We start from the raw sequence: 18,022 nt of genomic DNA, 5'->3' as shown, positions 1-18,022 counted from the left end.
TGATTTTCTAAAAAATTCTAACTCTTTATAAATAAAATCAATATCATCATATAAGTAAATCATCAGCATATAAAGGGTTCGTTTTCATAACAGTCATATTCTTATTCTTTTACTGATACAATTACCAAAAAAATTGGAGTATTTCTATGAATAGAAAAATAGCAAATATTTTACATCTAAAAGTAGGAAGTGTAACTACTACAAAATTAAATAATAGTAAAAGAGATGAATTGATTTCTGGAATCAAAAAAAATCCAATTTCTTCTTCTTATCTTACAAAAACAGGTTTTAAAGATGACTTTCAAGCTGATTTACTTCATCATGGTGGAGAAAATAAAGCTTTATTTCTTTTTTCATCTCTAACTTATAAAAAAATTAACTCTTTTTATGATAATAAATTTGATATGAGCAAAACTGCATTTTTTGGAGAAAATCTTATATTATCTAATATTACAGAAGAAGATATTTGTATTGGAGATATTCTAAAAATAGGGCAAACAAAAGTACAAATAACACAACCAAGACAACCTTGTTGGAAATTAAGTGCAAATACAAATGAAAAAAATATGACAAATTTTATTTTTAATAATGGTTTGACAGGTTGGTATGCAAAAGTTTTACAAGAGGGGATGATAAGTCAAAATGATGAAGTTATTTTAGAAAAAAGAAGTTATCCAAATTTAACTATTAAAAAATTAAATCAAATCATAGTAAATCCAATGATTGAAGAAAAACTAACCCTTGAAGCTTTGGATTGTATTGAATTAGGAAGAGCTTTTTATAATTCACTAAAAAAAAGATATGAATTAAAAGATAAAGATGAGCAATTTTCTTATTATCATACTTAAGATATTTCTTTTCTCTCAATTTCCCATCTATAACCACTCATAGCTCCACTATTTGTGATAATTTTATGGCATGGAATTAGATATTCAATATGATTTTTTTTAATTGCACTTGCAATTGCTCGAACAGATTTTGGTTTATCCAAATAGTTTGCGATGTCTTGATAGGTTGCAACTATTCCATTTGGAAGATTTAAAAGAGCTTTCCAAACATTTACTTGAAGATTTGTTCCCTTTACAAAAAGAGAATATTTTTTATTTTTTACGAAGATATTTTCTAAATATTCATTTGCAGTAATTTCATCAAAATGCAAAGTTGCATTTTCCCAAAGTTCATTAAATCGGTTAAAAATTTCAGTTTTATTTTCATCAATAAACCCTAAATAACATATTCCTTTATCAGTAAATCCAATCAAAGCTTCACCAAAAGGAGTTTGTCCAAAACCGTATGTTATAAAAACATCTTTTCCTTTTTCTTTCCACTCTTTTGGTGTTACTCCAATTAAGTTTACAAAAAGTTCATGTAAACGGCTACTGCTGGATAATCCAATATCCAAACTACTATCTAGTATGGATTTGGATTCTTTTATATGTTCTTTTGCATAATTCAAAGTAACACTATGCAAAAATTGTTTTGGAGTAACGCCTACATATTCTTTAAAAACTCTTATAAAATGGTATTTACTCATACCTGTGTTTTTTGCAATTTCATCTATTGATGGATTTTCTTTGAAATTCTCATCAATATATTTTATTGCTTTTTCTATTTGTTTATAGTTGTTATTTAAAGTAGACATTTCCTCTCCAAATGATTAAAAATTCCTAGTAAGTCGATTTATTGTAAATCACAAAACCACTAGCCAATTCTTCTAGTTCTTTATTAATCTTAGCATGTAAAACTGTATCTTCAATATTATCTAATACATCACAAATTTTGTTTGCAATTATTTCAAACTCTTTTTCTTTCATTCCTCTAGCTGTTAATGCAGGACTTCCTATTCTAATACCTGAAGTTACAAATGGGCTTCTTGTTTCACCTGGAACTGTATTTTTATTTACAGTTATCCCTGCATTTCCTAAAGCTGCATCTGCATCTTTACCACTGAATGGTTTATTTAAAAAACTCACTAATACTAGATGATTATCTGTTCCACCTGAAACTAAATCATATCCTCTTTTAATTAACACATCAGCTAATACTTTTATATTTACTTTTACTTGTTTTGCGTAATCTTTCCATGCAGGATCTAAAATCTCTTTAAATGCTACTGCTTTTGCAGCTATTACATGAACAAGTGGTCCACCTTGAATTCCTGGGAAAATTGCACTATTGATTTTTTTAGCTATCTCTTCATCATTTGTCATAATCATCCCACCTCTTGGACCTCGTAAAGTCTTATGAGTAGTAGTTGTTACAACATGTGCATAAGGAAATGGACTCATATGCTCATTTGCAGCAACAAGTCCTGCAATATGAGCAATATCAGCAAATAAAATAGCACCAACGCTATCAGCTATTTCTCTGAATTTTTTAAAGTCAATTTCTCTTGCATATGCAGAAGCACCACAAACAATGATTTTAGGTTGACAAACTTTTGCAATTTCCATAACTTTATCATAATTGATTCTACCATCAAGTTCAACACCATAATAAAATGCAGAATAGTTTTTTCCAGAAAAAGATGGTTTAGAACCATGAGTTAAATGTCCACCATGAGATAAATCCATACCTAAGATTCTATCACCAGCATTTATAAGTGCAGCATAAACAGCACCATTAGCTTGAGAACCAGAATGAGGTTGAACATTAGCATAAGAACATCCAAAGATTTCACAAGCTCTATCTATTGCTAATTGCTCAACAGCATCAGCAAACTCACAACCACCATAATATCTTTTATAAGGATAACCCTCAGCATATTTGTTAGTAAAAACAGAACCCATAGCTTCCATAACAGCTGGACTTGTAAAGTTTTCACTTGCAATCATTTCTAAATGATTAGTTTGTCTTTTTAATTCATTCTCTATTATGTCAAATACTTCTTTATCTGCTTGTTCTAGCGTTGCGTTTGTTATATATCTCATCTTTGTATCCTTCATGTTTATTTTTAAAAGAATAACTTAATTATAAATATTAAACAATCCAAAAATTGCTATTTTAGAATAAAAATTAATCTTCTAACTCTTCATCATCTTCACTATTTTCTTGATTTCTCTCTTTTGGTTTTCTAAATTCAGCACGAGCAACCAGTTCTAAATAAAAACTTTCAAGATCTTCACTTGCTGCAATATCAATTGATTTTGTAATATCTACAAATCTAATTTCAGTAGCTTCTTCTTGTGTTTTACCAAATTTACAATCAAAATTCCAGTAATTACAATTTTCTGGTAATCTTTTTGTTCTTTCTCTTTTGATATATTTTCTTACATCATTTTTGATAGATTCAACTTGTCTATCTTTGTTTTTATTAGCAACTATTAGTTGGAATGTTTTTTTCATATTAATCCTTTGGCGCAATTATAGCAAAAAATCTCAATTTATTTAATGAATAAAATATATACACTTAATCATAAAATAAACAATCATAATTTGATATAATATTTACACATACAAAAAGAAAGAAGCTCGATGGAACACATTTTATTTACATTATTTTTGAGTATAACAATCTCTACAATTTTAAATATTTTTTTCAAAAAATTTAGAATTTCTCATATTATCGGCTATATAATAACAGGAACTTTGATTAGTTATTTTTTTAATTTTTCAAGTATAGATATTCACTCTTTAGACCTAATCGCAGAGTTTGGGATAGTGTTTTTGATGTTTACAATTGGTCTTGAAATGAGTTTTGATAAAATCAAAAAAATGAAAGAAATCCTTTTATTAAATGGTTTTTTACAAGTAAGTATTAGTGCTAGTTTGATTTATTTAGTCGCTTTTTTTGTTTTTTCTTTAAGTATTGAAGTTTCACTTATTGTTTCATTGGCTTTTTCTTTATCTTCAACTGCGATTGTTTTGACTTATTTAAAACAATCAAAAGATATTCATACACCTTATGGTGAGAAATCAACTGCAATTTTGATATTTCAAGATTTAGCGGTTATCCCTATTTTATTACTTATTACATTTTTAACAAATGATACCCTATCTATTAGTGAAGTTCTAACAAAAACTTTTGTTTCAGCTCTTATAATTATAGTTTTTATGTTTACAATTGGAAAAAAACTTATTTCTTGGCTTTTGAAATTTGCTTCAAATACCAGAATTGAAGAGTTGTTTTTAGGGTCTGTTTTATCAATCGTAATTGGAACCTCACTTTTAGCCCATGAAATGGGATTTACTTACTCTTTGGGAGCTTTTATAGCTGGTATGATTATTTCAGATACAAACTTTAGTGTAAAAGTTGAATCTGATATTGCAAGTTATAAAGATTTACTTTTAGGAGCTTTTTTCTTTTCAGTTGGGACAAAAATAGATGCTTTATATTTTTTGCATAATGTTCATATTATTTTAGGAATATTTATGGCAATCATGCTTATAAAAGCTTTGGTTATTTATGTAATTATTAGAAGAAAATCAGACAAAAGTACTGCTGTAAAATCAGCACTTGCACTTTGTCAAGTGGGAGAATTTTCTTTTGCTGTATTTGCATTAGCTTCAAGTAGCAATTTGTTAAGCCATGAAATGACTAGTTTTTTAATTTTGGTTTCTGTTTTATCAATGATTTTAACACCATTTATAGTAAATAATATTTATAAATTAGCTTCATATTTTGTCGTTGAGTTTTATGAATCAGATAAAATTACACCAATTGAAGTAAAAAATCATGTGGTTATTTGTGGTTTTTCAATTTTAGGAAGAGTAATTGCACATGATTTAAAGGAAAGAAAAATTCCTTTTGTAATTATTTCAGATGATTTAAGACATGTTATTTTGGGAAGAAAATTAGGATATATGGCATATTTTGGTCACTTAGATAAATTACCCGTTTTAGAGTCATTAAAAGTTGATGAGGCTTCAAGTATTATTATAACTGTGAGTGATACTCATATAAAAAGATTGATTTGTGAGGCAGTTTTAAAATTTCATGCTCAAGCAAATATAATATTAAAAATAGAATCATTAGAAGAAAAATCACAATTAAAAGATTTGAATATTAAAAAATTTGTTCACGCCCATTTTGAAGTAGGGCGATTGTTAGTTCAAGAAGCTTTAGTAAATTTAGAAAAGAAGTAAATTTTAATCTTCTTGTTCTTTAAGATTGTGTCCATGTTCATGTTCATCTAAATTTTGCATAATATAATCATAAATTCTTTGATACTCAGAATCAGGAGTTTTATTTTCTTCAATAACAGCTAAAATATTTTGAAGTTCAACCAAAAAAGATTCCATTTCTTGTATTGCCAACATATCATCTGGTGTTTGTGAATGTGTCTCTAAAAGTTTTGATAAATCTTCTAAATAATCTTCAACTTCTGGAATCATTACCGTTTCAACTAAATCTTTTAGTTTCTCTTTTATATCTAGCATTTGTTTCCTTTTTATTGATATTCTATTATATTACTTTATTTGATTAAATTACAAATGAAAATTCTAAAGATAATTTGTTACAATACAAAATGAAAACATTAATCACAATCCTTATTTTTACTTTTTATTCGTATGCTATTGAGATAAAACAAATGCCAATCGAATTTAGTCAAAATCGAATAGATTTAACAAAACAATATATAAAAAATTCCTATGGTTTGGATGTAAAAAATATAAATATTATTCCAAAAATAATAGTAATTCATCATACGGCATGTGATGATTTAAAAGACTCATTTAATAGATTAAATCCAGAAATCTTATTAACAGACAGAAAAGATATAACAAATGCTGGAAATCTAAATGTTTCAGCTCAATTTTTAGTAGATTTTGATGGAACAATATATTCTTTAATGCCAGAAACTTATATGGCAAGACATGTAATTGGCTTAAATCTTTCAAGTATTGGAATCGAAAATGTTGGTGGAAATAAAAAAGCGCTAACACTTGAGCAGTTAAAAGCAAATATAGAGTTAGTAAAATATTTAAAAGAAAAATATAAAACAATAGAGTATTTAATTGGACATTATGAATATCAAAATTTTGATAAGCATCCTTTGTTTTTAGAAAAAAATGCAAATTATAGAACAATTAAACATGACCCAAGTGCAGAATTTATGGAGAATTTACGAGATAATTTTCCTGATTTAAAATCTAATTAAAATAATGGTCTTTTAGATTTATAATTATTTCAAAAGCAATAAGTATAATAATAATCCACTCTAAAAATGATGAATATTTATGTTTTTGTTCATCACCCAAAACATGTAGAAGTTCTTGAATAATCTCAACTTTTTTATTTAGAACTTCAACTCTTGATTTTATATCTAAATATTTCACCATTTTCTCATATTGATTTTCATATTGTGGATATTCCCAAAAAAACTCAGGAGTATCGAGCAAATCGTAGTGTAGATTTATTTTAGTTTTTACTAAAAATAGCTCACCAATTTTTTTTGAAGTCTCTTTTTTTGTAAGTTTTATTTTTCCTGTTGTTGAAAGTTGTAAAGGAATATGTGAATTATTTTCGATTGTTGTTTGTACTTCTTCTTCAAATTGTTGTAGTTTTACATTTTGAGCTAATGCTTGAGAAATAGCAATTTTTGATGTAGTTGAGGAATCACTTAAATAAATAGTGTCAAGGTTTATTTTAAATTCATCATCAAAAAGATAATTAAATTCTTCAATTATAGGTTTTTTAAAACTATTAATTTGTAAATCTTTTATGAAATCAAGGAAAAATTTTATATTTTCAAATTCAATATTCCAACAAATAAAAACACCATATTTAAATAATATGATTTGTTCATCTTCTTTTATATTTATAATAATTGCATCTTTTATGATATTACATTTATATCGGTCTTCTATAATTTGAAATATATTGTTGTTGAATTTTTCACAAGTAAGATATGAGATTAGTTTTTTTGTTTGCATAATTTTTCCATAACTAAGTATTTGTAGTTATTATATAACAATAATGTTACTTATTAGAAACAAAAAAATCAAAAGCCTAGATTAAGGCTTTTGATTTTTGATAGAAGCTAGTTCTAAATATCTCATTATAATAGCTGAGATATAAGGAATACTTTGAATAAATATAGTTGCTGCAAATACATAAATTTCTACAATTCCTGTAAAGTTTGTAAAAATTAAAGCAAAAAATGCAATTAATAATAATATAGCTAAAATAGTTTCATATTTTACTGGATTATCACTTTTTTTAGCTTTTCCACCTTTTTGAGTTCGTTTAAATGGTAAACCATCTTTTACAAATCCGTCAAATACAGCTTTAAAAATAATAAGTTGTAAGCTCATAGAAGCAATAGAACTTAAAATTGTATCTTTTAATGTAGCTCTTACTTTCATTCTATACAAAATAAATGTATGTAAAATATTTACTAAGAAAGCTGTAATAATTGGAATCGTTAATGGAATTGTTGGAATTGTAACTCCAACAAAAATAATAACAGGAACCCAAATAATATTCATGACAGCCATTACAGGACCCATCGCATCACTTAACCAGAAAAACCAACCCGCAACAAATTTAGTTTTTTGTCTAGATTCAAGTTTTTTTGCAGATGGAGTAAATTCTCTCCAGTGTTTTTTAAGAATTTGAATAGCTCCATACGCCCATCTATGTCTTTGCGTTTTAAATGCTTCAAAAGTATCAGGAAGAAGTCCATATCCATATCTTCTATTTGTATAGTGAGCTATGTATCCAGCTTCAAATAGTCTAAGACCTAATTCACTATCTTCAACGATAGTATCAGTTCCCCAACCACCAACTTCCATCATAGAACTTAGTCTTACCATTACCATAGTTCCATGAACAACAATAGCATTTTCTTCATTTCTATCAATCATTCCAATATCAAAGAAACCTGCGTATTCTGCATTCATTGCTGCTTTCATTATAGATTCATCACCATCTCTATGATCTTGTGGAGCTTGAACGATTGCAACTTTAGGATCATCAAATAATGGAACTAAATCAACTAACCAAGGCGACTCAACAACATAATCCGCATCAATAACCGCAATAATTTCAGCATCTTTATTTGTTTGTTCTAATGCTGCATTTAAAGCACCTGCTTTAAATCCAGTACATGTAATATTCATAAATACAAATTTATCTCCAAGTTCTTTACATAACTCCTCGATTGGTTTCCAGTAAAATTCTTCTGGTGTATTATTTATAATAACTAGAACTTCATAATTTGGATATCTTAATTTTGCTAATGCTCTTAAAGTTTCAGCTAAAACATGTGGTTGCTCTTTATAAGCTGGAACATGAATAGAAACAAAAGGAATATTATCTGATTTTAAATCTAGTGGAACTAACCTAACAGGCGGAATTCCAATTGAACATTTAAATAACTCATTAGCTTTTGCAAGAGTAATTACAATAAGTGGAATCATTAAAAAGGTTCCCATCCCCCACATAACCCACATACCAAAATTCATGTAGTTAATAAATGGATATGTAATTGCCATAACAATACCAAAAGCCATACCTTGTGCTGCAATACCATAAGCTAATGCATGACTTAAATTTAATCTTTGGTTTCTTAGTCCAAATAATGTTAATAAAGCTCCAATAATAATTGCAGCAATCATTTGATAAAACCAATATTGATTTAGTTCAATATCTCCATTTAAATAGAATTTTAAAGATCTATCAGTAGTAAATATTCCCCAATATTGTCCAACATTACCCTCATCATAACCTTTCCATGGTTGATCAAAAGCTTCAACTATATTGTAAGACCAATTTCTCTCTTTTGCAAGATTTAAAAATCCTCTTATGGCAATAGCTTGATTTTTTAAACCAGGAACAGCACCGTTAAAATTATAACCATGACTTGGCCAACCAGTCTCCCCAATAGTTATTTTTTTATTTGGATACTGTTTTTCAACTAAAGTATATTTTTCGATAACAAATTCATTAAATCTATCAATAGGAATTTTTTCCCAATAAGGTAGAATATGAACCATAATAAAATCAACATGAGTTCCAATCTCAGGATATTTAACTAAACTATGCCAAACTTCCGCAGTTGTAATTGGTTTATTCGTAAATTCTCTCATGAAATCTAAATAAGCACCTAACTCAGTAGCATTTAAATCTGTTCTAAGTAAAGTTTCATTTCCAACTATTACATTATTAATACTATTAGGATATTTTTCTAAAAGCTTCACAGCTCTTTGTATTTCTAAGAAATTCTCTTCATAATCGCCACTTAACCAAAGACCTAAATCAACCATCATGTTAGTTTTAGAAGTTTCTTCTAAAATTACTTTAGCATCAGCTGCTGAATAAGTTCTTACTTTGTTGGTAAAATTTAACAAAATACCAATATCTTCTTCTATTTGTTTAGGTGATAATACTTTTTTATCATACCCCTCATACGGCGAATATGAAAGCGATTCAATTCTTTCCGATGCATCTTGCTTTAATGATATTCTATTGTCTTGTGTAATCCAAAAAAACACTTGAAATAGTCCAGCAAGTATAAGCCCTAAGATAATATATCTCAACACAGTTTCCTTTTTTTATAATTAATTGCGTAATATTACCATTTTTTGATAATTTTGATATAAAAATTACTAATATTGAGATAGTTATTTTGCTTTATGCTACATAATATTTGTTTTTTGTTAGTGAAGTTTACTTTTTGTAACAATTACTCCGTCATTATCAGCATAAATATAATCTCCATTATTAAAAGTAACTCCTTCAAAATTAAGTTCTATATCTCTTTGTGAGTCTGTTATTTCAAAGTTTCTAAGTGGACAAGTTCCAATTGCGTATAATCCAACATTAATATTTTTTGTTTCATCTATATCTCTTACATAACCATTTAAAATGATTGCTTTCCAGTTGTTATTTCTTGCAAATGCCATTAATTTATCTCCAACAACTCCAAAAAATTGTTGAGCATTATCAACAACTACAATTTTTCCTTTTCCACTTTCATCTCTTAACATTTCTAATAAACGCCAATTACTTTTATCAAGTTTAACCGTTACTATTTCTCCACTAAATTGTTTTAATCCACCATAATTTTTAAATTTTGCTGATAAAACTTGTATATTTTTATCTCTATTATCATCGCATAAATCTGCTGTTTGAATACTCATAATTGTTCCTTCTTTCCTAAATAAATAATACTCCTATAGTAATGAAATAAAATGTATAAAAAGTGTATAAATTAAATAAATATTAAAATAAAATATTAATTTTATTAAATAAGCTAAAAAGTAACAATATGATAATTATATGAAATATACTATAATCAAAAAAAAATATGTGAGAAAAAATGAAAAAATTTACCAATGAATCGATGTTAATGATAATTTCTTATTTAGAAGAAGAACTAAAAAATAAAGATGAGATTTTGTTTGAAGTACTAAATCCAGATGTTAATATTGATATTTATGCAGGAGAAATACTAAAGATTGAAAATCAAGAGTTTATTTATAGGTCTTATAAATCTTGGTGTGATTTGGCTGAATTATTATTTTGTAAGATGATAATTAGCTCAATAAACTCAACTACAATTATAATTAAATTACAAAAACTAAATAAAAATGATTCATTTCATAAAGATTTAAATGATGAAAAAAAAGAAAAATATGGTGAAAATTCAACTTTTTTTAGAATAAATAAAAATGAGGAACCAGCTTTTTTATATGCATACACAAATGCTTTGAAAAATGTGAAAATAGAAGAAAAATCAAATATTTTAAATTTAGGAATAAATAAAGCAGATGAGTTTGAAATAATAAAAGAAATAGTAAATGAAGATATTTTAAAACAGATGAATTTTGTAGGAATTGATTATTCATTAAGTGCTATTGATTTTGCCAAAAAAAGGTTTCCTTTTGAGAATTTTACTTTTTATAATCATGATATAAATAAATTAGATGAACTAAATTTAAAAAAATCAGACTTAATTATTTCTATTGGAACTCTTCAAAGTTCTTCGTTGAATTTTAAACTTTTATTTATGGAGCTAATTCAAAATTATTTAGAAGATAAAGGTTCTATAATTTTAGGTTTTCCAAATTGTAGATGGATAAATGGTGAAATGATTTATGGAGCAAAAGCTGCAAACTACTCATATAGTGAACAATCTGTTTTATATAAAGATGTTTATTTTTGTAAAAAATATCTTCAACAAAAGAAATATAGAGTTACTTTGACGGGGAAAAATTATCTTTTTTTAACAGCAACTTCTATTAAATAAAAAAAAATTTCATTAATAATGTTTTTTTTGTTACAATTAACATATTAAATAAAAGGAGTATATTATGCCATCAAAACATATTGAAGTAAAAACTTTTAAGTTAGCTCATTCAACAGATGATACCTTAAGAATCGAACATATAGAAAAACCTTATGGTGAATATAGCAGTCCAGTTGTAAGTATTGCTGTTTTTTCTCATGGAAAAACAAAAACTTCTGAAGTAGAAATCCCTTATGAAAATATAGAAGAATTTTTAAAAGCGTTAAATGAATCTATTGCTTTATGTGATTCAATTCCTAGAAACCCAATTCATGCAGAATTAAATTCAGAAATTGGCGGAGGAGCTTAAAGTTTATGTCTGTTGATTTATCTTCAAGGTCAAACTCAAAGAGTTTGACCTTAGTTTTTTCCGCTTTTTTAGTCTCATTAATAGCAACCTTTGGAAGTCTTTTTTTCTCAGAAATTATGAATTTTATTCCATGTTCATTATGTTGGTATCAAAGAATATTTATTTATCCTTTAGTTTTTATTTTTTTAATAAATTTACTATTTCCTGATGATAAAATGTTCAAATATGCTTTTCCTTTAGTAATTATTGGTTGGAGTATTTCGGTTTATCATAATTTATTAATGTTTAAAATAATTCCTGAAGAATTATCTCCTTGCGTTCAAGGGGTACCTTGTTCAGTTGATTATCTTAATTGGTTTGGATTTATAACAATTCCTTTGTTATCTTTTCTTGCTTATACTATCATTCTTATTTTATTAATAATTTTAAAAAAGGAAATAAATGCAAAATAAAAAATTAGTAGTAATATCTTCATTCGTTTTAGTTATTCTATTCTTAGGATTAACATATTTTTATAAAAATAGTCAAAATACTAAAGAAGCTTTAATAGTTTCATCAAGTGCTGTATCTTTAGTAAAAGAGCATTCAGTTTCATTTGGAGACAATAGAAAAAATATTTCTGTTGTTGAATTTTTAGATCCAGAGTGTGAATCTTGCGCTCTTTTTCATCCAATAATGAGAAGAGTGTATAAAGAACATTATTCAGATATAAAATTAGTTGTTAGATATTTAGCAAATCATAAAAATTCAAAATTTGCTGTAAAAATTCTTGAAGCATCAAGAGAACAAAATAAATATGAAGAAGTTTTAAGTGTTATTTTTGAAAAACAGCCACTTTGGGCGCAACATAATAATGAAAAACCAGAGTTATTATGGACATTTTTAGAACAAATTGATGGTTTAAATATTGATAAACTAAAAGAAGATATGAAAAATACAAAAATAGATGAGATTTTAGATATTGATGCAAAAGATGCAAGTGCCTTAAATGTAAAAGGAACACCAACAATTTTTGTTAATGACAAAAAGTTAGAAAGATTATCTGAAAAAGATTTATTTGATTTAGTTGAAGCTGAAGTTTATAAATAAAAGGAAAATTTGATGGATATTTTAATTGCACTTGTTTTAAGTGCCTTTTTTACAGTAATTTATATTTATTTTCGAAAAAATAAAACGATATTTATAAAACCAAAAGCTGTAAAAAAAGATGAATTAATCCAAAATTATAGAGTTGAGCTTTTAGAAATTTTAGAAAAATATGAAGATAATAAAGAATTACAATTTCAAGAAAGAATAAATTTTCTTAAAAGAGTAAATTCTGAGTTATCAATGAATATCTTTTTTGAAAAAGAAGAAGCTAGAAATTTAATACAAGAATTATCGAATTTAGGAAAATAATGAAAAAGAATTTTTTAATAGGTTTAGTGTTATTAGGATTTTTATTTAGTGGTTGTGATTCAAAATCACCTATTGATAGTAGTGTCGTTGCAAAAAAATCAGTACAAAATAATAAATATGAATTTGTTCCCCAATCATTTAATTTAACTACAACAAATGAAAAAAACATAAGTTTTAAAAGTACAGATAATGGCTTAGATTTTGATGAATTTAAAGGAAAAAAAGCTGTATTAATAGATGTTTTTGCGACTTGGTGTCCTCCTTGTATTGAAGAAATTCCTGTGCTTAAAGAAATAAAAGAAAAATATAAAGATAATTTTGAAATTGTTTCTATTTTATTTGAACAAGATAAAACAAAAGAAGAGATACTTGAGTTTATTGCAAAACATGGAATAAATTATCCAATTACAATTGGTGAAGAAAATTTTAGATTGGCAAAAGAATTAGGTGATGTAAAAAAAGTTCCTGAAATGTTTTTATTTTCTAAAGATGGAAAATTTGTAAAAAAATTTGTAGGGAAAATTCCAAAAGAAGAGATAGAAAAATATATTAAAATTGCAATTGAAAACTAATTTAAAATAGTTTCCAATTCACTTAAAGTATCTATAAAATAACTAGCTTTTGAAAAATCTTGTGTTATTGTAAATTCATTTTTTACAATAACACATTGGATTCCTGCTTTATAAGCAGAGCTTAAACCTCTTGTTGAATCTTCAATTACAATAGTTTCATCTTTATCTGCTTTAAACATTTCTAAGCCTTTTAAATAAGGTTCTGGATGTGGTTTTGCAAAATTATAATCTTCTTCAGAAAGAACAAAATCCATATAGTCAACAATTCCTAGATTTTTATGAATTATTTCAAAATCAACTCTTCTAGAAGTTGTTACTATTCCCATTTTATATTTTTTAGAGAGTTTTTCAAGTACTTCTTTAACTTGTGGTATTAAAATATTTTCAGTTCTTAAAAAGTTTTGATAATATTCATTTCTTTGATTTTTGGCTTTTTCAATCTCTTTTTGTGAAAAACCTTTTTCAAAAGCTTTTTGCCAAACAGTTGTTCCCTCACTCATAATTTTCATATACTCTTCAAACTCTAAAGAGATATTAAAATACTCTTGTAAAGCCATTATATTAGCTTTAAAATATAAAGGTTCAGTATGAACTAAAACGCCATCATTATCAAATAAAATATATTTTTTCATTAAATTTTTCCTAGATTTAAATTTTGCAGATTATTAATTGAATAAAAAAAGGGAAGCGTTATTAGCTTCCCTTTAGGTTTGTATATTTTAGGAGGAGAAATAAGTTAAATTAAATCTTAACATCGCAATTAAGCTCTAATCAACCTGTAAAGTAATTATAATCCCTATGTGTTAACCTTTGTTAAATAAAAGGTTAACACAATATAAATACGATTAAAAAACTCTTATTTTATCCATTTATCTTTTGGAGCTTTATATGTAGATATTTTTTCTATTAATTCATCTATATCATCAGAAACAATTAACATATCTACATAATCATTTTTGATAAATCCCTCTTTTTCACAATTTCTTAGAAACTCAATCAAATAGTTGTAATAACCATTTACATTAAAAAAAGCACATGGTTTTTTATGATAACCAATTTGTGCTGATGCAATAACATCAAAAATCTCTTCAAAAGTTCCATAACCTCCAGGAATTGCTATAAATGCATCTGAAAGTTCGGCCATTTTTTCTTTTCGTTGATTCATTGTATCAACTTTGTAGATTTTTGTAATATTTGTATTTTCAATCTCTTTTGAAACTAAATCGTGTGTTATTACACCTGTTACACTATTATTTAATTTTAATGATTCATTTGAAATAATTCCCATTAATCCTTGTAATGAACCACCATAAACTATTTTAAAATCTTTTTGCACTAATTTTTGTGCTAAAAGTTTTGTTGATTCTTCATAGATTTTATTATTTCCTAAAGAAGAACCACAATATATTGCTACATTCATTTCGTAATTTCCTTTAATTTTTCATATGGTTTTAACATTAATAATAATTTTGGTAAAAGCAATAAATCTGCTGATAATACACTTATCATGATAATACCCGTTAATAATCCAAAATAAATAGTTGGAACTAAATTTGATAACATCAAAATAGAAAAACCAATCACAATTATTATGGTTGTATAATACATAGCATGTCCAATTCCATGATGAGACCTTCTCATTGCATTTACATAATCTTTATCTATTTTAAATTCATCTTCAAATCTATGAATAAAGTGAATAGTATCATCAACAGCAATACCAATAGCAATTGCGGCAATGGTAATAGTCATAATATCCAAAGGAATATTTAACCAACCCATAATTCCAAAAAGAAGAAAAATTGGAGTAATATTTGAAACTAATGCAATAAAAACTATTTTTGATGATCTAAATAATACATAAAACATAATAGATAAAATGATAATAGATGCACCAAGCGTCGATATTTGTGAATTAAATAGGGATTGAAGCATATTATTATATAAAACCATTAGGTTTGATAATCTATATGTTGTCTCTTTATTTTTTATAATTTCTCTTAAATCAGTATTGATTTTTGTTAATAAAACATTTCTTCTTAAATCTGGATTTGAATCTATAATTCTCATAGTGATTCTAGCTTCATTTTTTTCAATATTTATATAAGGAGAAAGTATTAAGTTTTTATATTTAGGTGGTAATTGATTATATAATAAAGCTAAAGTTATACCATCTAATCTTTCATTTTTATTTAAAATTTCACCAACTTTTAAAAGTGTAGCCAATGATTGAACTTTCCCGATTTCAGGAATAGATTCTAAATAATCATGGATAGCCATAATCGTATCCATTTTATCTTGACTAAACCAATATTGTTTATCATCATTTTTTTCAATGTATTCATTTTCAAAATCAACATATTCATCTTGCTTTTCATTTTTACTTGTAGCTACTTTTTCATCATCTTTGAATTTAATAATAATATCAAGAGGACTTGTTCCTCCAAGATTTTCATCTATTACTTTCATTCCTTTGTAAATTTCAGTTGATGATTTAAAATAATTTATAAAACTATTTTCAACAAAAAGTCTTGAACTTCCAGTTATTGAAAATATAACACTAAGAATAGTTACAACTATTATTGTTTTTCCATAATTTTCAACAATATATGAACATTTTTGTGTAAAAGAAAAGTTTGTATTTTCCTTCTCAAATTCATCTTTTTTTCCAATAATCAATAAAATAATAGGAAAAATAATAAATGATAAAACTAATGAAATAATAATACCAATACTCATCATAAGACCTAAATTTATAACAGGTTCAATATTTGATAAAATTAAAGAAGCAAATCCTACAACGGTTGTAATAATCGCAAAAAAACAAGGTATTAGTTTTGATAAAACAGTGTTTATTACTAATTTATATTGACTTGCATTTTTATATCTAATATTTAATTCTCTATATCTTTCAATTAAATGTATAACAATTGACATAGTAATTATTAGTTGTAAAGCAATAAAATTTGAAGATATTACAGTAACTTCCCAACCAAATAATCCTAAAATACCACCCGTTGAAATAATAGATATAAAACAAATCAAAAGAGGGATTATAACCCATCTTATTCGTCTAAAGATATACCATAAAATAAACATGAATATTAAAACTAAACTAATACCATAAATAAGAAGGTCATTTTTAACAAAACTAATAGCATCACTTGCTATCATATTTACTCCACCTAGGAATATTTTTCCATTAGTTTCGTGATTTTTTATGATACTTCTTATATTTTCTATATTTTTAGCATCATTTTTTCTTATTAAATCTCTATGGTTTTTAAATTCAATAAGTGTATTTTTTAATTCATTTTTTTCTTCATTAGTAATAGTTTTATCTTTTTCTTTTGCTGATAAAGCATTTCTTTTTTCTAGAAGTTCAAAATATTTTGTATCATTTTTTAGATTTAAAATTAATGCAGTTGTCTTGAAATCGGCACTTACTAAAGCATTTTTGTATAAAGGAGATGTTAAAAACTCATTTTTAATAAGTTTTTTATCAAACTCTTTAGTTTCCATAGAATCAACACCTGCAACTAAATCAGAAATAGGTCTAATTGGAGATTGAAGTAGTGGAACTGTTAAAATAGAATCAACACCTTCAATATTTTCAACGCTTAAAAAATCTTTTGAAAGATTTCTTATAGTATCAAGACTTTGATCTGAAAGTAAATCTTCCTTTGGAGTAAAAGTTACAATTAAAAAGTTTGAATTGTTATATCTTTTATTAACTTCCCTAAAAAATTTTAAATCTTTGTCATCATCTAAAAGTAAAGTTTCAGCAGAAGCATCAACTTCCACTTTTGTAGAGTAATATCCAAGAATTGAGACAAATAAAGATAAAAGTAATAAAACAAGGATTGGATACTTTAAAATAAAAGTATCATATATTTTTTTCATCATTATTTTGTATTTGGATTTTCAAGTAAAACTAACATTTCATCAAAAGATTTCTCTTTTAATAATCCTGCAAATTGTTGTCTATATGTTTGAATAATACTAACTCCCACTAAATCAACGTCATAAATCAACCATTGTTCATTATTGTTTTTTGATTTGTTATAAAAGTTATAGTTTATTTTATAAGTACCTTCTTTTCCTAAAAGTTCAGTTTCTAGTTGTAATCTTGCATTTTTATATGGATTTAAACCCAGAATTTTCACTTTTTGGTCATTATATAATTCTAACTTTTCAATATATGAATTTTTTAATTTTGTTTCAAATATTTTTGTAAACTCTTTTTGTTTTGGTTCAGACAATGTATCCCAAGTCTCTTTTCCAAGAGCAATTCTCGCCATTAATTCATAATCAAAAACTTCATCAATTATTTTAATAATTTGTTCACCTTTTTTATTTGTTGGTAAATTTTTTTGTTCTAGGATTGTTAAAACATTATCAATTTTTTTTGTCATTGTATCTTGTATTTCATCTTGTTTTAAAGCATTTGCTGATGTAATAATAAAGCCAACTAATAATAAAATTTTAAATAAATTTTTTAATTTCAT

At 25.7% G+C, this 18,022-nt stretch carries 20 protein-coding genes; 9 read left to right on the top strand and 11 right to left on the bottom strand.

The features are described 5' to 3' along the window. Positions 1–146: 146 nt before the first annotated feature. Entirely contained in the window at positions 147–848 is a 702-nt protein-coding gene (locus B0174_RS00395) for an MOSC domain-containing protein (RefSeq protein WP_108557658.1), read from the top strand. On the opposite strand, the gene B0174_RS00390 is transcribed toward B0174_RS00395, so the two are convergent. The 3 genes from B0174_RS00390 to B0174_RS00380 all read right to left on the bottom strand — a co-directional run bounded on the left by B0174_RS00390 (position 845) and on the right by B0174_RS00380 (position 3,345). Further along, positions 845–1,642 carry a methylated-DNA--[protein]-cysteine S-methyltransferase gene (locus B0174_RS00390; protein ID WP_108557657.1) on the bottom strand — a complete coding sequence of 266 codons (798 nt, stop codon included), beginning with the start codon at positions 1,640–1,642 and terminating at the stop codon, positions 845–847. The genes B0174_RS00395 and B0174_RS00390 overlap by 4 nt on opposite strands. 25 nt (positions 1,643–1,667) lie before the next feature. Beyond that, complete coding sequence (locus tag B0174_RS00385; protein WP_108557656.1) at positions 1,668–2,930, bottom strand: serine hydroxymethyltransferase; 1,263 nt, start codon at positions 2,928–2,930, stop codon at positions 1,668–1,670. Positions 2,931–3,015: 85 nt separating this feature from the next. Then, positions 3,016–3,345, bottom strand: a complete 330-nt coding sequence (locus B0174_RS00380) for a DUF6172 family protein (protein ID WP_108557655.1) — start codon at positions 3,343–3,345, stop codon at positions 3,016–3,018. A gap of 129 nt (positions 3,346–3,474) precedes the next feature. Between B0174_RS00380 and B0174_RS00375 the strand changes: the two genes are divergently transcribed. Next, positions 3,475–5,085: a cation:proton antiporter domain-containing protein gene (locus B0174_RS00375; RefSeq protein WP_108557654.1), complete on the top strand. Its 1,611-nt coding sequence runs from the start codon at positions 3,475–3,477 to the stop codon at positions 5,083–5,085. Between the two features lie 3 nt (positions 5,086–5,088). Here B0174_RS00375 and B0174_RS00370 read toward each other — a convergent pair whose 3' ends face one another. Continuing rightward, on the bottom strand, positions 5,089–5,379 hold the full coding sequence (locus B0174_RS00370) for a hypothetical protein (RefSeq protein ID WP_108557653.1): 291 nt from the start codon (positions 5,377–5,379) through the stop codon (positions 5,089–5,091). Between the two features lie 89 nt (positions 5,380–5,468). On the opposite strand from B0174_RS00370, the gene B0174_RS00365 reads away from it, so the two are divergent. Then, positions 5,469–6,101, top strand: coding sequence for a peptidoglycan recognition protein family protein (locus B0174_RS00365; protein ID WP_108557652.1), 633 nt, complete (start codon positions 5,469–5,471; stop codon positions 6,099–6,101). Here B0174_RS00365 and B0174_RS00360 read toward each other — a convergent pair. The 3 genes from B0174_RS00360 to rraA all read right to left on the bottom strand — a co-directional run bounded on the left by B0174_RS00360 (position 6,094) and on the right by rraA (position 10,086). After that, positions 6,094–6,876, bottom strand: a complete 783-nt coding sequence (locus B0174_RS00360) for an RMD1 family protein (RefSeq protein WP_108557651.1) — start codon at positions 6,874–6,876, stop codon at positions 6,094–6,096. The two genes, B0174_RS00365 and B0174_RS00360, sit on opposite strands and share 8 nt — an antisense overlap. 81 nt (positions 6,877–6,957) lie before the next feature. Then, positions 6,958–9,483 carry a glycosyltransferase family 2 protein gene (locus B0174_RS00355; protein WP_108557650.1) on the bottom strand — a complete coding sequence of 842 codons (2,526 nt, stop codon included), beginning with the start codon at positions 9,481–9,483 and terminating at the stop codon, positions 6,958–6,960. 120 nt (positions 9,484–9,603) lie between these two features. Further along, positions 9,604–10,086, bottom strand: a complete 483-nt coding sequence (gene rraA / locus B0174_RS00350) for a ribonuclease E activity regulator RraA (RefSeq protein WP_108557649.1) — start codon at positions 10,084–10,086, stop codon at positions 9,604–9,606. 179 nt (positions 10,087–10,265) lie between these two features. Between rraA and B0174_RS00345 the strand changes: the two genes are divergently transcribed. The 6 genes from B0174_RS00345 (at position 10,266) to B0174_RS00320 (ending at position 13,514) form a co-directional block, all read left to right on the top strand. Continuing rightward, positions 10,266–11,195 carry a methyltransferase domain-containing protein gene (locus tag B0174_RS00345; RefSeq protein ID WP_108557648.1) on the top strand — a complete coding sequence of 310 codons (930 nt, stop codon included), beginning with the start codon at positions 10,266–10,268 and terminating at the stop codon, positions 11,193–11,195. A 64-nt stretch (positions 11,196–11,259) separates the two neighbouring features. Continuing rightward, complete coding sequence (locus B0174_RS00340) at positions 11,260–11,544, top strand: hypothetical protein (RefSeq protein WP_108557647.1); 285 nt, start codon at positions 11,260–11,262, stop codon at positions 11,542–11,544. Between the two features lie 5 nt (positions 11,545–11,549). Further along, complete coding sequence (locus tag B0174_RS00335) at positions 11,550–11,996, top strand: disulfide oxidoreductase (protein WP_228156384.1); 447 nt, start codon at positions 11,550–11,552, stop codon at positions 11,994–11,996. Beyond that, positions 11,986–12,633 (top strand): DsbA family protein, encoded by a 648-nt coding sequence (locus tag B0174_RS00330; RefSeq protein ID WP_108557646.1) that lies wholly within the window; start codon positions 11,986–11,988, stop codon positions 12,631–12,633. Before B0174_RS00335 ends, B0174_RS00330 begins: the two co-directional genes overlap by 11 nt. A gap of 12 nt (positions 12,634–12,645) precedes the next feature. After that, positions 12,646–12,942, top strand: a complete 297-nt coding sequence (locus B0174_RS00325) for a hypothetical protein (protein WP_108557645.1) — start codon at positions 12,646–12,648, stop codon at positions 12,940–12,942. Next, complete coding sequence (locus B0174_RS00320) at positions 12,942–13,514, top strand: TlpA family protein disulfide reductase (RefSeq protein ID WP_108557644.1); 573 nt, start codon at positions 12,942–12,944, stop codon at positions 13,512–13,514. Before B0174_RS00325 ends, B0174_RS00320 begins: the two co-directional genes overlap by 1 nt. On the opposite strand, the gene B0174_RS00315 is transcribed toward B0174_RS00320, so the two are convergent. The 4 genes from B0174_RS00315 to B0174_RS00300 all read right to left on the bottom strand — a co-directional run bounded on the left by B0174_RS00315 (position 13,511) and on the right by B0174_RS00300 (position 18,022). Next, complete coding sequence (locus B0174_RS00315) at positions 13,511–14,146, bottom strand: HAD family hydrolase (protein ID WP_108557643.1); 636 nt, start codon at positions 14,144–14,146, stop codon at positions 13,511–13,513. The two genes, B0174_RS00320 and B0174_RS00315, sit on opposite strands and share 4 nt — an antisense overlap. A 224-nt stretch (positions 14,147–14,370) precedes the next feature. After that, positions 14,371–14,934, bottom strand: a complete 564-nt coding sequence (locus B0174_RS00310) for an LOG family protein (protein WP_108557642.1) — start codon at positions 14,932–14,934, stop codon at positions 14,371–14,373. Then, positions 14,931–17,420: an efflux RND transporter permease subunit gene (locus B0174_RS00305; protein WP_108557641.1), complete on the bottom strand. Its 2,490-nt coding sequence runs from the start codon at positions 17,418–17,420 to the stop codon at positions 14,931–14,933. Before B0174_RS00305 ends, B0174_RS00310 begins: the two co-directional genes overlap by 4 nt. After that, complete coding sequence (locus B0174_RS00300) at positions 17,420–18,022, bottom strand: Tgt2/MlaC family protein (RefSeq protein ID WP_108557640.1); 603 nt, start codon at positions 18,020–18,022, stop codon at positions 17,420–17,422. The genes B0174_RS00305 and B0174_RS00300 overlap by 1 nt, the downstream gene beginning before the upstream one ends.

The organism is Arcobacter caeni (genome assembly GCF_003063245.1).
GTDB classification, from domain to species: domain Bacteria; phylum Campylobacterota; class Campylobacteria; order Campylobacterales; family Arcobacteraceae; genus Aliarcobacter; species Aliarcobacter caeni.
This window is presented reverse-complemented; position numbering and strand designations above follow the sequence as displayed.